14 protein-coding genes and 1 rRNA gene are annotated in these 14,516 nt (G+C 70.5%); 4 read left to right on the forward strand and 11 right to left on the reverse strand.

Going from position 1 to position 14,516, the window contains the following annotated elements; genetic code table 11:
• Positions 1 to 153, reverse strand: a 16S ribosomal RNA gene (locus BMW88_RS09620); the annotation flags it as partial.
• Between the two features lie 566 nt (positions 154 to 719).
• On the reverse strand, positions 720 to 1,994 hold the full coding sequence (gene tyrS, locus BMW88_RS09625) for a tyrosine--tRNA ligase (protein ID WP_089950311.1): 1,275 nt from the start codon (positions 1,992 to 1,994) through the stop codon (positions 720 to 722).
• Between the two features lie 67 nt (positions 1,995 to 2,061).
• On the opposite strand from tyrS, the gene BMW88_RS09630 reads away from it, so the two are divergent.
• The gene (locus BMW88_RS09630) at positions 2,062 to 2,496 is read left to right on the forward strand and encodes a hypothetical protein (RefSeq protein WP_245777677.1); all 435 of its coding nucleotides are present in this window, start codon (positions 2,062 to 2,064) and stop codon (positions 2,494 to 2,496) included.
• A gap of 12 nt (positions 2,497 to 2,508) precedes the next feature.
• Positions 2,509 to 3,552, forward strand: a complete 1,044-nt coding sequence (locus BMW88_RS09635; RefSeq protein ID WP_089950313.1) for a toll/interleukin-1 receptor domain-containing protein — start codon at positions 2,509 to 2,511, stop codon at positions 3,550 to 3,552.
• On the opposite strand, the gene BMW88_RS09640 is transcribed toward BMW88_RS09635, so the two are convergent.
• From BMW88_RS09640 to argC, 9 genes are read right to left on the reverse strand one after another with little or no spacing between them, the layout of a single operon-like run.
• The gene (locus BMW88_RS09640) at positions 3,544 to 4,146 is read right to left on the reverse strand and encodes a DNA-3-methyladenine glycosylase (protein ID WP_245777678.1); all 603 of its coding nucleotides are present in this window, start codon (positions 4,144 to 4,146) and stop codon (positions 3,544 to 3,546) included. The two genes, BMW88_RS09635 and BMW88_RS09640, sit on opposite strands and share 9 nt — an antisense overlap.
• Complete coding sequence (gene argH / locus BMW88_RS09645) at positions 4,136 to 5,527, reverse strand: argininosuccinate lyase (protein WP_089950315.1); 1,392 nt, start codon at positions 5,525 to 5,527, stop codon at positions 4,136 to 4,138. Before argH ends, BMW88_RS09640 begins: the two co-directional genes overlap by 11 nt.
• Positions 5,528 to 5,555: 28 nt before the next feature.
• A complete protein-coding gene (locus BMW88_RS43165; RefSeq protein ID WP_245777679.1) occupies positions 5,556 to 5,822 on the reverse strand; it encodes an argininosuccinate synthase in 267 nt (88 codons plus the stop codon).
• Positions 5,815 to 6,300 carry an arginine repressor gene (locus BMW88_RS09655; protein WP_089950316.1) on the reverse strand — a complete coding sequence of 162 codons (486 nt, stop codon included), beginning with the start codon at positions 6,298 to 6,300 and terminating at the stop codon, positions 5,815 to 5,817. The genes BMW88_RS43165 and BMW88_RS09655 overlap by 8 nt, the downstream gene beginning before the upstream one ends.
• Positions 6,297 to 7,229 (reverse strand): ornithine carbamoyltransferase, encoded by a 933-nt coding sequence (argF, locus tag BMW88_RS09660; protein ID WP_089950317.1) that lies wholly within the window; start codon positions 7,227 to 7,229, stop codon positions 6,297 to 6,299. Before argF ends, BMW88_RS09655 begins: the two co-directional genes overlap by 4 nt.
• A complete protein-coding gene (locus BMW88_RS09665) occupies positions 7,226 to 8,359 on the reverse strand; it encodes an acetylornithine transaminase (RefSeq protein ID WP_245777680.1) in 1,134 nt (377 codons plus the stop codon). The genes argF and BMW88_RS09665 overlap by 4 nt, the downstream gene beginning before the upstream one ends.
• A 20-nt stretch (positions 8,360 to 8,379) precedes the next feature.
• A complete protein-coding gene (argB, locus tag BMW88_RS09670; protein ID WP_089950319.1) occupies positions 8,380 to 9,249 on the reverse strand; it encodes an acetylglutamate kinase in 870 nt (289 codons plus the stop codon).
• Positions 9,246 to 10,418 (reverse strand): bifunctional glutamate N-acetyltransferase/amino-acid acetyltransferase ArgJ, encoded by a 1,173-nt coding sequence (gene argJ, locus BMW88_RS09675; protein WP_089950320.1) that lies wholly within the window; start codon positions 10,416 to 10,418, stop codon positions 9,246 to 9,248. The genes argB and argJ overlap by 4 nt, the downstream gene beginning before the upstream one ends.
• Positions 10,415 to 11,431 carry an N-acetyl-gamma-glutamyl-phosphate reductase gene (argC, locus tag BMW88_RS09680; RefSeq protein ID WP_089950321.1) on the reverse strand — a complete coding sequence of 339 codons (1,017 nt, stop codon included), beginning with the start codon at positions 11,429 to 11,431 and terminating at the stop codon, positions 10,415 to 10,417. The genes argJ and argC overlap by 4 nt, the downstream gene beginning before the upstream one ends.
• A gap of 115 nt (positions 11,432 to 11,546) precedes the next feature.
• Between argC and BMW88_RS09685 the strand changes: the two genes are divergently transcribed.
• Together BMW88_RS09685 and BMW88_RS09690 are read left to right on the forward strand one after the other, a co-directional pair.
• Entirely contained in the window at positions 11,547 to 13,034 is a 1,488-nt protein-coding gene (locus BMW88_RS09685; RefSeq protein WP_177221029.1) for a sensor histidine kinase, read from the forward strand.
• On the forward strand, positions 13,031 to 14,512 hold the full coding sequence (locus tag BMW88_RS09690) for a histidine kinase (protein WP_089950323.1): 1,482 nt from the start codon (positions 13,031 to 13,033) through the stop codon (positions 14,510 to 14,512). The genes BMW88_RS09685 and BMW88_RS09690 overlap by 4 nt, the downstream gene beginning before the upstream one ends.
• Positions 14,513 to 14,516 lie beyond the last annotated feature (4 nt).

Consider the following 14,516-nt stretch of genomic DNA (forward strand, 5'->3'; position numbering starts at 1 on the left):
TTTCCCGGGCTTATCCCAGAGTACAGGGCAGGTTACCCACGTGTTACTCACCCGTTCGCCGCTCGTGTACCCCGAAGGGCCTTACCGCTCGACTTGCATGTGTTAAGCACGCCGCCAGCGTTCGTCCTGAGCCAGGATCAAACTCTCCAATAAGGATTGTGTGATCGCTCCAGACGGAATATGTCTGGCAATCTGGTCTATCTACTCAAAGGAATACCCCGACGAGGGGTATTCATATTACTGGCTGTGTTTCGGCACGCTGTTGAGTTCTCAAAGAACACGCGCTCATCATCACGATCCGCCACACGGCGATCGATCCGAGGCTGTGTCGTACTTAAGCTTGTGATTGAAACTTCCGACGCCCTTGGCCTCTGAGCTCAGACGAGCTACCGGCTGGGTCTTCGTCGTTTCCAGGTCACCCACTCTACCACAGTCCGTGGAAGCTTGGTTCGTGACCCTCGCCGCGCTCCGTTCCGGTGTTCCCGGCCCGTTCCGCGCTGGCAGAGAGAAAGTTACACGCACACCAACTCGGGGTCAAATCGGGGGCGCCGCAGCCACCCGCGGTCAAGAAACCGCAGGTCAGCAGCCCCATCCGGGACCCAGGAACACGCTATCGCAGGGCCGATCCCCTGCACACTGTGACCGCGATCACACCAGAAACGTCGAAGGCCGCCGGTCCCAGGCGGGACCGACGGCCTTCGCAGAGCCGAATGCGCAGATCAGAGGTCCACTTGCACGCCGGCGTTGTTGCGCTTGCCCCGGCGAAGCACCAACCACTCACCGTGCAGGAGGTCGGACGCCGCTGGCTTCCACTCCTCGGAGGTCACCTTCTCGTTGTTCACGTAGGCGCCGCCCTCGTTGACCGTGCGCCTCGCCGCGCCCCTGCTCTCCGCGAGCCCCGACGCGATCAGCAGGTCGACGATCGTCGGCTCGTCCGCCAGGCGCACCCGGCCCGTGGGCGCCTCGGCCAGCGCGGCCCGCAGCACCGGCGCGTCCAGGTCGCGCAGCTCGCCGCGGCCGAACAGCGCCGACGACGCGAGGATGACCTGCTGGGTCGCGCGCTCGCCGTGCACCAGGTCGGTGAACTCCTGCGCGAGCCGCTTCTGCGCCGTGCGCAGGTGCGGCCTCTCCGCGGTCTCCTTCTCCAGCTCGTCGAGCTCCTCGCGGGTGAGGAACGTGAACAGGCGCAGGTACCGCAGGACGTCGGCGTCGCCGACGTTCACGAAGTACTGGTACCAGGCGTACGGCGAGGTCATCTCCGGGTCGAGCCACACGTTGCCGCCACCGGTGGACTTGCCGAACTTGCGGCCCTCGGCGTCGGTCACCAGCGGCGCGGTCAGCGCGTGCACGTGCTTGCCCTCGACGCGGCGGATCAGGTCCACCCCGCCGACGATGTTGCCCCACTGGTCGGAGCCGCCGATCTGCAGCGCGGTGCCGTACTTGCGGTGCAGCTGCAGGTAGTCGTTCGACTGCAGCAGCAGGTAGCTGAACTCGGTGTACGACATGCCGTCGCCTTCGAGGCGGCGCTTCACGGTCTCGCGCGACAGCATCACGTTGATCGAGAAGTGCTTGCCGACGTCGCGCAGGAACTCCAGCGCGGTGACCTGGCCGGTCCAGTCGAGGTTGTTCTCCACGACCGCGCCCGTCGGCGACGAGTCGAACTCGACGAACCGCTCCAGCTGGCCGCGGATCCGCCCGGCCCACTCGGCGACGGTGTCGAGCGAGTTCATCGTCCGCTCACCGGTGTCGCGCGGGTCGCCGATCATGCCCGTGGCCCCGCCCGCCAGCACGATCGGCCGGTGGCCCGCCATCTGGAAGCGCTTGAGCATCAGCAGCGGGACCAGGTTGCCGGCGTGCAGCGACGGCGCCGTCGGGTCGAAACCGCAATAGAGGGTGAGCGGGCCGGCGTCCAGGTCCTTCCGGAGTGCGTCGAGGTCGGTGGACGTCGCGATCAGGCCGCGCCAGGACAGTTCGTCAAGGATGTGCTCGCTCACGGCACTCATTGTCGCCTACCAGCCCTAACGGGTTTCGACCCGGTGGCAGGACGGGTACGCCAACGCCATGACGGAGCCACGGGACGAGTTACGGCGGCCCACCCAGCGGATGCCGCGCGCGAACGAACCGGTCGTCGAGGAAGTCGTGGAACGCAACGACGACTACGGCAGGGTGCGCGCAGTGCGCGCTGTGTGTGCGTTGATCGATGTCGTGTGTTGGGCGTTCGCCATCGTGCTGTTGGTGCACATCTTCCTGGTCGTGGCGGACGCGAACGCGACCAACGGGTTCTTCCAGTTCGTCTCCGGCTGGGCCGGTGGTGTCACCCTCGGCCTGGACGGTCTCTTCACGCCGGCGAACCCGAAGGTGGCCGTGCTGTTCAACGAGGGCCTGGCCGCGGTGCTGTGGCTCGCCATCGGCGCGCTGCTGACTTCTCTGATCACGCGGCTGGCGCTGCCGGTGGGTCACCGGCATGCCTGGTACCGCAGGACCGTGCGTCCCTAAGACAATGCCGGGGTGCCGGAGTACGAGTTCGACGTCGCCCCGTCGTTCGCCGACGAGAACCGCGCCCAGGTCCACCAGGTCGTCCAGCGCCTGAAGGACCTGGGCGTCACGGTCTACTACGACGAAGACCAGCTGGTCGAGCGGTGGGGTCTCGACCTGGTTGAACACACCTCGGACACGTTCGGCAGACGTGTCCGGTACGTGCTGCCGTTCGTGTCGCGGCACTATGTCGGCGAACGGTGGGCGCGGCTGCAACGCCGGGTCGTGCAGGCCCGCGCCGTGGAGCAGCAGGCCGAGTTCCTGCTGCCGATCCGGATCGACGACACCGAGGTGCCCGGCCTCGTCGCAACGGTCGGCTACCTGGACTTGCGCGTGCACGACACGGAGACGATCGCGCAGGCCGTCGTGCAGAAGCTGGCGCAGCACCGTGCGGAGTTCACGGCCCACACGCCGATCACGCCCCAGTCGATCGCGGCACTCGCGCGGGAGAGGCCGCGCGGCTGGGAGTACCTGCTGTACGTGACCGTTGTGGCGCAAGGGCTCGCCGAGCTGGAACCGAAGTACCGGGAGCACTTCCTGCGGTACGCGCCGCGCAACGGGATCGTCGAGCACGGCTCCGGGATCCCGCTGATCCAGGACCGCAACGTGCTCCTGAACGAGATCATCAAGGTCGCGGTGGAGTCGGTGTTCACGCCGGCCTCCCAGGAGGCCGCGTTCGGGGCGCCGGGCAGGCAGGGCGATCCCGACCGGATCGTGCACCTCGGCGAGCTGTTCGTGCGGACGTTCGACGAGATCCTGGGGTGGGCGCGTGGGATCCACGGCACCAGCTACGCGGATGAACACGCACGTGCCGCGGCCCGCATCCAGGCGCGGTTCGCCGATCAGCAGCTACGGGCGATGTACGACGTGGTGCACGGTCTGCGCGAGGTGGCGGACACGCTGGTCGAACGGCTGACCGCCGGTGAGCAGATCAACATGACCGTACCGCTGGTGTTCGGGGTCGACCCGGCGCTGGAACGGGAGTTCACGGCAGCGGTGGGCAGGTTGTCACGCTGACCGGCGGCGCTTGCCGCCTCTCTTGTACGTCGACACGGCCGGGGAGTCGATCCAGAACCGCCACGGCACGTCCATCGCCACGGCCACGCCGACGCGCGGGCCGGACTGGATCGTGGTCGCCGGTTCCCCCGCGTACAGCCGCACGGGCGAGTCCGGCGACGTCAGGTCGAGGCCGTTCTGCGAGCGGTCCAGGCCCAGGACCTTGCACAGCCGTGCGGGCCCCTTGGCCAGTTCCGCCGCCGACCGCGCGGCAGGACGCCGGGAGAACGCGATGTCCTCACCCGACACCACTTCGCCCGCGCGCAGCAGCACGGCACCGGGAACGCCGTCGGTGAGCGACACGACGTTGGCGCAGAAGTGCATGCCGTAGACGAAGTAGACGTACAAGAAGCCGGCCGGGCCGAACATCACCTCGTTGCGCGGCGTCATGCCGCGGTAGCAGTGCGATGCCGGGTCGTCGCCGCCCCGGTACGCCTCCACCTCGACGACGCGCACCCGCACGCCGCCCGCTTCCAGGAACGAGCCGAGGAGGAGCCGGGCTGCGTCGACCGGGTCGACGGCCAGCTCCTCCCTGGTCAGCTGCCTAGAACTCACGGGCCGCCGCAGCTTGTGCCACCAGCGCGTCGAGCTGCTCGCGGACCCGAGAAGGGGCCGTGCCGCCGTGCGCGTCGCGCGAAGCGATCGAGCCCTCGACCGTCAGCACCGAGCGGACCTCGGGCGTCAGAGCGGGCGAGATCGCGGCGAACTCGGCATCGGTCAGCTCTTCCAGGCCGACGCCACGCGACTCCGCGGCACGCACGCACGCACCGGCCGCCTCGTGCGCCACGCGGAACGGGACGCCCTGGCGCACGAGCCACTCCGCGATGTCCGTGGCGAGCGTGAAACCGGCGGGGGCGAGCGAGGCCATGCGGCCGACGTCGAACCGGAGCGTGGCGACCATGCCCGCGAACGCCGGCAGCAGCAGCTCGAGCTGCTCGACCGAGTCGAACAGCGGCTCCTTGTCCTCCTGCAGGTCGCGGTTGTAGGCCAGCGGCTGGGCCTTGAGCGTCGCCAGCAGGCCCGCCAGGTTGCCGATCAGCCGGCCGGACTTGCCGCGCGCCAGCTCGGCCACGTCCGGGTTCTTCTTCTGCGGCATGATCGAGCTGCCGGTGGACCAGGCGTCGTCCAGCACCGCGAAGCGGAACTCGGCCGTGGTCCAGATGATGACTTCCTCGGCGATCCGGGAGAGGTTCACGCTGATCATCGCCAGCACGAACGCCATCTCGGCGGCGAAGTCGCGGGACGCGGTGCCGTCGATCGAGTTCTCGACCGGTGCGGAGAAGCCCAGCTCCGCGGCCACCTTCGCGGGGTCGAGGCCCAGCGACGACCCGGCCAGCGCGCCCGAGCCGTACGGGGAGAACGCGGCGCGCCTGTCCCAGTCGCGCAGGCGGTCGACGTCGCGGAGCAACGAGTGCGCGTGGGCGAGCAGGTGGTGCGAGAGCAGCACGGGCTGGGCGGACTGCAGGTGCGTGCGGCCCGGCATCACGGCGCCGAAGTGCGTCGAGGACTGCTCCGCGAGCGCGTCCACGACGTCGAGCACACCGGCGGCGACGCGGCGGGCGGCGTCGCGCAGCCACATGCGGAAGAGCGTCGCCACCTGGTCGTTGCGGGACCGGCCGGCGCGCAGCTTGCCCCCCAGCTCGACGCCGGCGCGGTCGATCAGGCCGCGCTCCAGGGCGGTGTGGACGTCCTCGTCCTCGAGCACCGGGGTGAAGGCGCCGGACTCGACGTCCACCAGCAGCTCGTCCAACGCCTTGTGCATGCCGGCGAGCTCGTCGTCGGTCAGCAGGCCCGCGGCGTGCAGCACACCGGCGTGCGCGCGCGACCCGGCGATGTCGTACGGCGCGAGCCGCCAGTCGAAGTGCGTCGACAGCGACAGCCGCGCCATCGCCTCGGCCGGTCCCGACTCGAACCGGCCACCCCACAAAGAGCTCATTGCTGCGCAACTTTCCGTTGGCCGGCTCTCAGCCGGCGAAGTCGTAGAGCGATTCTTCCGAACGGCAGACGAGGCCGACCACGCGACCCTCGTGCAGCGAGATGTCGACCTGCCCGGAACCCGGTCCCAGCGCCGCCCTGGCCACCCGCAGCGCCACCGACCCGAGGCTGGAGCGCACCACGCCGGCGCGGAAGTTGAGCTCGCGGACCGCCTCGGCGACGGAGACGGTCTCGCCGTCCACCGCCACCGGCACACCGGCGTCGAAGGTCAGGACGGCGTGGACGGGGTCATTCACCGACGGCCCCCGAGGCGAGCGCGGTGATCCGCTCGGCGAGCTCGGCGCCGGTCATCGGCTCGCGGGCCACGACCAGGATCGTGTCGTCGCCCGCGATTGTGCCGACGACCTCGTGCAGCGCGGCGCGGTCGAGCGCGGAGGCGAGGAACTGGGCGGCGCCCGGCGGAGTCCGCAGCACCGCGAGGTTGCCGGAGGAGTCCGTCGACACGAGCAGCTCGCCCAGCACCCGCACCAGCCGCGTGGTGCCGCCCTGGACGCCGCGCACCGGGCTGCCGTCCTCCGGGATGACGTAGACCGGCGCACCTCCGTCGGGACCGCGCAGCTTGACCGCGCCCAGCTCGTCGAGGTCGCGCGACAGCGTGGCCTGGGTGACCTCGATGCCCTCCGCCGCCAGCAGCTTCGCGAGCTCCGACTGGCTGCGGACGGCGCGCTGGCTGACCACCTCGACGATGCGGCCCTGCCGGGAGGTGCGGGTCATGACGACTGCTCCAGCAACCACACGAGCAACGCCTTCTGCGCGTGCAGCCGGTTCTCGGCCTCCTGCCACACCAGCGACTGCGGGCCGTCGAGCACCTCGTCGGTGATCTCCCAGCCGCGGTGCGCCGGCAGGCAGTGCAGGACGGTCGAGTCGGGCTTGCCGGTCGCGGCCAGCAGCTGGGCGTTGACCTGGTACGGCCGGAACGGGCCGACGCGGTCCTTGCCGTCGTTCTCCTGGCCCATCGACGTCCACGTGTCGGTGACCAGCACGTCCGCGCCGTCGACCGACTCGCGCGGGTCGTTGATCAACGCCACCGAGCCGCCGGTCTCGGCGGCGCGCTTCTTGGCGTCCTCGAGGAACTGCGGGTTCGGCACGAATGATGCCGGCGCGCCGATGCGGACGTGCATGCCGGCCGTGGCGCCGCCCAGCAGCAGTGAGTGCGCCATGTTGTTGGCGCCGTCGCCCAGGTACGTGAGCGTCAGACCGGCCAGCCGGCCGTAGCGGCGGCGGATCGTCTGCAGGTCAGCGAGCACCTGGCACGGGTGGAACTCGTCGGTCAGGGCGTTCACGACGGGAATCCGCGACACGGACGCCATCGCGTCGATGCGCGCCTGGGCGAACGTCCGCCACACCACGGCGTCGACGTAGCCGGACAGGATCCGCGAGGTGTCCTCGATCGTCTCCTCGCGGCCGAGCTGCATCGACCGGCCGTCGATGATCACCGGGTTGCCGCCGAGCTGGGCGATGCCGACCTCGAAGGACAGCCGGGTGCGCGTCGAGTTCTTCTCGAAGATCACCGCGACGGACTTGGGGCCCGCCAGCGGCTTCGCGGTGAACCGGTCGGCCTTGTAGGCGTCCGCGAGGTCGAGCACCGCCGACTGCTCGTCGGTGGTCAGGCTGTCGTCGCGCAGGAAGTGGCGGGGGCTCACGGCGTCTCCTCGAAGAACGTGGGGAGCGCGGCGACGAAGGCCTGCGCCTCGGAGGTCTCCAGCACGAGCGGCGGAGCGAGCCGCAGCACGTCGGGCTGGATGGGGTTGATCAGGTAGCCGGCCCGCTGCGCGGCCGCCGCGGCCTTCGCCGAGACCGCCTCGCGCAGCGTGATGCCGAGCAGCAGGCCGGCTCCCCGCACTCCGGAGATCGCGGGGTGGTGCAGTGCCTCCACGCCCGCGGCGATCTCCTTGCCCACGGACGCGGCGTGCTCCAGCAGGCCTTCCGCGGCGATCGTGTCGAGCACCGCGAGGGCGGCTGCGCAGCACACGGGGTTGCCGCCGAACGTGGTGCCGTGGTGACCCGGCTGGAACAGCTCGCCCGCGGCGCCGAAGCCGATCGTCACGCCGAGCGGCAGACCACCGCCGATGCCCTTGGCCAGCGTCATGACGTCCGGCACGATCCCGGCCTGCTGGAACGCGAACCAGGTGCCGAGGCGGCCGACGCCGGTCTGCACCTCGTCGAGGACCAGCAGCGCGCCGTGCCGGGACGTGATCCGGCGGGCCTCCTGCAGGTAGCCCTCCGGCGGCAGGACGACGCCCTGCTCGCCCTGGACCGGCTCGACGACGAACGCCGCGGTGTCGTCGTCGATCGCCGCTTCGAGAGCGGCCACGTCACCGAACGGGATGTGCGAGACACCGGGCAGGAGCGGTTCGAACGGCGTGCGCTTCGCGGGCTGGCCGGTCAGCGACAGCGCGCCCATCGTGCGGCCGTGGAACCCGCCGATCGTGGCGACGACCTTGGTGCGGCCGGTGCGACGCGACATCTTGAGCGCCGCCTCGTTCGCCTCGGCGCCGGAGTTGCAGAAGAAGACCTTGCCGGGCTCCCCCGCGAGGTCCAGCAGGCGTTCGGCCAGCTTGAGCGCGGGCTCGTTGACGTAGAGGTTCGAGGTGTGGCCGATCTTGGCGATCTGCGTCGTCACCGCCTCGACGACCTTCGGGTGCGCGTGCCCGAGCGCGTTCACGGCGATGCCGGTCAGCAGGTCGAGGTAGCGGTTGCCGTCGGTGTCCCAGACGTACGCGCCCTCACCGCGCTCCAGCGCTAGCTGAGGGGTGCCGTAGTTGTCCATCATGGACTGTTGCCACCGCGAGGTCATTCGTCCCCCAAGACCATCGTTCCGACACCTTCAGTGGTGAAGACTTCCAGCAGGACGCTGTGGGCCAGGCGCCCGTCGATCACGTGCGCCCGCGGGACGCCGCCGCGCACCGCGCGCAGGCAGGCCTCCATCTTCGGCACCATGCCGCTCTCCAGGCGCGGCAGCATCTCCTCCAGCTCGGAGGCGCGCACCTGGTCGAGCAGCGACGACCTGTCCGGCCAGTTGGCGTACAGACCCTCGACGTCGGTCAGCACGACGAGCTTCTCCGCGCCCAGCGCCACCGCCAGCGCACCGGCGGCGGTGTCCGCGTTCACGTTGTGCGGCACGCCGTGGACGTCCGGCGCGACGGTCGACACGACCGGGATCCGGCCGGCGCGGACGATGTCGAGCACCGCGTCCGGGTTGACCTCGGTGATGTCGCCGACGAGACCGATGTCGACCTCTTCGCCGTCCACCACGGCACCACGCCGGGTGGCCGTGAACAGGTGCGCGTCCTCGCCGGAGATGCCGACCGCGTACGGGCCGTGCTGGTTGATCAGACCGACGAGCTCGCGTCCGACCTGACCGACGAGAACCATCCGCACGACGTCCATGGCTTCCGGGGTCGTGACGCGCAGGCCGCCGCGGAACTCGCTGTGGATGCCGAGCCTGTCCAGCATCGACTTGATCTGCGGGCCACCGCCGTGCACGACGACCGGGCGCAGGCCGCACAGCCGCAGGAACACCATGTCCTCGGCGAAGGCCTTCTTCAGCTCGTCGTCGATCATGGCGTTGCCGCCGTACTTGACGACGACGAGCGCGCCGCGCAAACGCTCCAGCCACGGCAGCGCCTCGACGAGGACCGCCGCTTTTTCTTGTGCGTTCATGAGGAGTAGGCGCTGTTCTCTTCGACGTAGTCGTGCGACAGGTCCGTGGTCAGGACGGTGGCTTCCGCCTCACCGACGTTGAGGTCGATGACGATCTCGATCTCGCGCCCGCTCAGGTCCGCCTCCGACCGGTCGCGGTCGCGGGTGCCGTTGCGGTACAGCGAGACCCCGTTGATCAGGATCTGCAGCACGTCCGGGTCGATCTCGGCGTCGGCCCTGCCCAGCGCCATCGCGATGCGGCCCCAGTTCGGGTCGCTGCCGAACAACGCGGTCTTGACCAGGTTGTCCTCGGCGACGGTCCGTCCGATGTGGACGGCCTCGGCCTCGGTGGCCGCCTGCCGGACGGTGATGCTGATCTCCTTGGTCACGCCCTCCGCGTCGCCCTGGAGCTGCTTGACCAGGTCGGCGGAGACCTCGGTGAGCACCGCGACGAAGTCCTCGAACGAGGGCTCGACGCCGGACGCGCCGGAAGCCAGCACCAGCACCGTGTCGTTGGTGGACGTGCCGCCGTCGACGTCGAGGCGGTCGAACGTGCGGCCCGTCGCGGTGCGCAGGGCCCGGTCGAGCTGGTCGCCGGAGACCTTGGCGTCCGTGGTGATGACGGACAGCATCGTGGCCATGTTCGGCGCGAGCATGCCGGCGCCCTTCACGAACCCGCCGACCGACCAGCCCTGCCCGGAGTCCTGCCAGGACTGCTTGGGGCGCTTGTCGGTGGTCATCACGGCGGTGGCGGCGTTCAACCCGGCTTCCTGCGAGGAACCCAGCTCCTTGGCCGCCGCCTCGACGCCGGCCAGGACGTTGCCCATCGGCAGCCGCTCACCGATCAGGCCGGTGGAGCAGACCGCGACGTCGACGGCGCCGGTGCCGAGCACCTCGGCGACCTTCTCGGCGGTGGCGTGCGTGTCCTGGAAGCCCTCGGGGCCGGTGCACGCGTTGGCGCCGCCGGAGTTGAGCACGACCGCGGTGAGGCGGCGCGACCGCACGACCTGCTGCGACCACAGGACGGGCGCGGCCTTCACCTTGTTGGTGGTGAAGACACCCGCGGCGGCGTCGGCGGGACCGTCGTTGACGACGAGGGCGAGGTCGAGGGCGCCGGTCTGCTTGATGCCGGCGGCGATCCCGGCGGCCCGGAAGCCCTGGGGTCCGGTGACGCCCTTGTTGCGGTTCACGGAGCGACTCCAACGGTCGAGAGGCCGGACGTTTCCGGCAGGCCGAGAGCGAGGTTCATGCACTGGACGGCGGCACCCGCGGTGCCCTTGGCCAGGTTGTCGACGGCGGCCACGACCACGAGCCTGCCCAGGTCGGGGTCGACGGTGACCTGCAACTGGACGGCGTTAGAGCCGAGCACGGCGTTCGTCGCCGGCCAGAACCCCTCCGGCAGCAGGTGCACGAACGGCTCGTCCGCGTACGCCTTCTCGTAGACCTCGCGAACGTTTGCGCCGTCGTCTTCGAGCCGCGCCGTGCAGGTCGCGAGGATGCCACGCGACATCGGCGCCAGCACCGGCGTGAAGCTGACGCTGATCGGCCGGCCGGCCGCGGCGCTCAGGTTCTGGCTGATCTCCGGCGTGTGCCGGTGCGCGCCACCGACGCCGTACGCGCTGGCCGAGCCCATGACCTCGGAGCCGAGCAGGTTCGGCTTCAGCGACTTGCCCGCGCCCGACGTGCCGGAGACCGCGACGACGACGACCTCGTCCTCGATCAGGTCGACGGCCGGGGCCAGCGCGAGCGAGGACACCGTCGGGTAGCAGCCCGGAACGGCCACACGGCGCGCGCCCACGAGCCGCTCCCGCTGGCCGGGAAGCTCCGGCAGCCCGTACGGCCAGGTGCCCGCGTGTTCGCCGCCGTACCACCGCGTCCAGTCGTCAGCGCTGGTCAGCCGGTGGTCGGCACCGCAGTCGACCACCACGGTGTCGTCGCCGAGCTGCTCGGCGAGCGCGGCCGAGTGACCGTGCGGAAGTGCGAGGAACACCACGTCGTGCCCCTTGAGGGTCTCGGCTGTGGTGTCTTGTAGCCGGCGGTCCGCGAGTGGCAGGAGGTGCGGCTGGTGCTTGAGCAGCGCGTCGCCGGCACTGCTGTTGGCGGTCAGCGCGCCGATCTCGACGTCCGGATGACCCAGTAGCAGGCGGAGCAGCTCGCCACCCGCGTATCCGCTGGCGCCCGCGACCGCGATCCTCACTGTCATACGAATGATTATGCACAGTCGTGCAAACTCACTCAACAGAGTATGGCCACCTGTCCACGGGATCGAGCCACCCGGCGCTGGGAACCGGCCACCGCGGTCGACCATGATGATCAGCGTGGACGTGAAGGTGCGCGACGGGTTGTGGGCGGCGGGCGCCTTCCTGCTGGCGCTGGTCTCGCTGGTGGCGCCGCTGGGCAGGCCCGCCGAGTGGTGGCTGGTCGTGGCCTCCGCGGTGTGGGCGGGGGCGCTCGCGCCGCTGAGCGCGCGGTGGCCGAGGTGGGCGGTGCTGCTGACCACTCCCCTGCACGCGGTGAACAACCTGCTCGCGATCGCCCCGACCTCGCTCGTGGTCCTGCGCTCCGCCCGGAACATCCGCTCGCAACGGCAGCTGTGGGCGCTGGTGTCCGCCACCGCCGTGCTGCAGGCGGGGTTCGGCGGCCTGCATTCGTGGCGGGCGGGGGACAGCCTGTCCGAGTACCTGCTCGGCACGGCGTTCACCGTGGTGTTCCTGCTGCTCTTCCCCGCGGTCGCCGGTGCTCTCGTCGGGCACCGCAAGTCGTTGAGCCAGGTGCTGATGGAACGCAACGACTACCTGGAACACGCGCGCGCGTTGACCGCGAACACCGCGAGGTCCGACACACGGGCACACATCGCGAGCGAGATGCACGACATGCTCAGCCATCGGCTCAAGCAGCTGACCGCGCACGCGGACGCGTTGGAGCGGTCCGCCGCCGAGCAGGCTCCCGAACTGCGCGAACAGGTCGAGCTCATCCGCAAGACATCCGTGGTCGCGATGGACGAGCTGCGCGAGATCCTCGGCGTCCTCGGGAGCATCGAAGCCAGTGAGGACGCCGGAACTCGCCCGGACGTCGAACGACTCGTGGCGGCGTCTGCTGCTGCGGGTGTGTCCGTCGAGCTGTACTGGTCGGGCGATGATCTCGCCGACGCCGACGCACGCCTGCGAAGGGCGGTCCATCGGGTCGTGCGTGAAGCACTCACGAACGTGCACAAACATGCGCCATCGGCGCGCACCCGCGTCTCGATCCAGGTGGCCGACCGGGTTCGCGTCGAGGTGGTGAACGCCGCCAGCGCGGCACCGCGGGGCGGCGGCACCCGCCGCGGGCTCATCGGCCTGGAGGAACGCGTCGCGCTGATCGGCGGCTCGTTCACCGCGGGACCGGCCGCGGGCGGGTTCCGGGTCGTGGCCGACCTGCCGCTGCACCCGGTGGCCCAGGAGGAGGCGGACGCGGCGGGCGCGGTCGTGGAGGCGCCGCCGCCGATCACCGCCGAGGTCCTGACCACGCCCCGCGTGATCGGCGGCGGCTGCCTCGCCACCCTGGCCGTCGTCCCGGCGCTCGGCACGGCACTGGTCCTGCTGATCGTCGCGATCTTCAGCAGCGCCGACATGAGCAGGCAGGAGTTCGACGCGTTCCAGGTGTCCGTGACGGAGGAGTCCGACGTCACCGAGGCGCACGGCTTCGGCGTCACGTCGGGCAACGACGGGTGTTTCCGCTACCACGCGCGTGATGACGACGATCACGACTTCGAGCTCTGCTTCGACAAGACGGGCGTGTTGACCACGAAGAAGGAGATGGACCGATGAGGTTCGTCTGGCCGTTGATCGCGTTCCTGGCCGGCCTGACGCCGCTGCTCGCCCCGCTGGCCCCGGTCCCGCACTGGTCGCTGACCGTGCTCACCGCGCTGTGGGTCGCCGGGCTGGTGTGGCTCGCGCCGCGCAGGCCGGAGTGGTCGTTGCTGCTCACCGCCCCTCTCTTCGCGGTCAACAACCTCTGGGCGCAGGCCGCCACGGTGTTCGTGGTCTTCACCGCGGCCCGGCGCGTGCCCCGGCTCGGCCGGCTGTGGGCACTGCTCGGGGCGATGACGCTCCTGCAGACCGCCTTCAGCCTGGCGCAGCAGAGCAACCGCGAGCTGCCGCTGCAGGAGGCGCTGTTCGGCGCGGTCACCGGTTCGGTGTTCTTCGTGCTCTTCCCCGCCGTCTCCGGCATGCTGCTCGGCCGTCGCAGGCCGATGGTCCGGCTGTTGCAGGAGCGCAACGAGTACCTGGAACGCGCACGGGCCCTGACCGCCGCGTCGGCCCGTTCCGAGGAACGGGCGCACATCGCCGGCGAGATGCACGACATGCTCGGCCACCGGCTCAGCCTGATCTCCATCCACGCCGGGGCGCTGGAGCTCGCGACCGCCACCAAGGCCCCGCAGCTGCACGAGCAGGCCGAGCTGATCCGCACCACGTCGTCGCTCGCGATGGCCGAGCTGCGCGAGATCCTCGGCGTGCTGCGGACGAACCCCGAACCCGAGTCGCTCGACGAGGACACCGGCACGAGGTCCGACATCACCGCTCTGGTCGAGAGCTCGGTGCAGGCCGGCATCTCCGCCACCCTCGACTGGTCGGGCGACGACCTGCACGGCGCCGATCCCCGCACGCGACGCGCGGTGCACCGCGTGGTCCGCGAGGCGCTGACGAACGTCCACAAGCACGCCCCGCGCGCCCGCACGCGGGTGCAGGTCGCCGTCCAGGGCGGCCGGGCGCGGGTCCAGGTGCTGAACGGGCCGTCGTCCGGAGCTCCCGGCAAGGGCACCCGGCGCGGCCTGATCGGCCTGGAGGAACGCGTCGGCCTGCTCGGCGGCTCGTTCAGCGCCGGTGCGCCGGTCGAGGGCGGTTTCCGGGTGGCGGCGGACGTGCCGCTGCACCCGGCCGCGCAGGCGGAGCAGTCCGCGACCGACGTGCGGGAGGTGCCGCCACCGCTCGCGGCCGAGGTGCTGACCGTGCCGCGGGTACTGGGCGGCGGGTGCCTCGGGCTCCTCGCGCTGGTGCCGATCAGCGGCGCGCTGATCGTGCTGCTGGTCCTCGCGCTGCTCAGCCCGTCGCAGATGAACGCGCCGTACTTCGACTCGATGCGGGTGGGCGTCACGACCGAGGACGAGGTGATGGACCAGTTCGGCATCGGGCAGCCCGGGGCCGACGGGTGCTCGCGGTACCGGGCCTCGCACAACGCCGAGCTGCTCTACAAGGTGTGCTTCCGCGACGGCAAGTTGTCCTCGAAGGAGCAGGAGCGGCCGTAGGCTG

Source organism: Lentzea xinjiangensis (assembly GCF_900110955.1).
GTDB lineage: Bacteria > Actinomycetota > Actinomycetes > Mycobacteriales > Pseudonocardiaceae > Lentzea > Lentzea xinjiangensis.

Bases quoted from the DNA above. Each gene is read 5' to 3' on its own strand.
- BMW88_RS09630 (WP_245777677.1), top strand. From the start codon at position 2,062: ATGACGGAGCCACGGGACGAGTTACGGCGGCCCACCCAGCGGATGCCG.
- argH (WP_089950315.1), bottom strand. From the start codon at position 5,527: ATGAGCTCTTTGTGGGGTGGCCGGTTCGAGTCGGGACCGGCCGAGGCG.
- BMW88_RS09655 (WP_089950316.1), bottom strand. From the start codon at position 6,300: ATGACCCGCACCTCCCGGCAGGGCCGCATCGTCGAGGTGGTCAGCCAG.
- BMW88_RS09665 (WP_245777680.1), bottom strand. From the start codon at position 8,359: ATGATGGACAACTACGGCACCCCTCAGCTAGCGCTGGAGCGCGGTGAG.
- argB (WP_089950319.1), bottom strand. From the start codon at position 9,249: ATGAACGCACAAGAAAAAGCGGCGGTCCTCGTCGAGGCGCTGCCGTGG.
- argC (WP_089950321.1), bottom strand. From the start codon at position 11,431: ATGACAGTGAGGATCGCGGTCGCGGGCGCCAGCGGATACGCGGGTGGC.
- BMW88_RS09690 (WP_089950323.1), top strand. From the start codon at position 13,031: ATGAGGTTCGTCTGGCCGTTGATCGCGTTCCTGGCCGGCCTGACGCCG.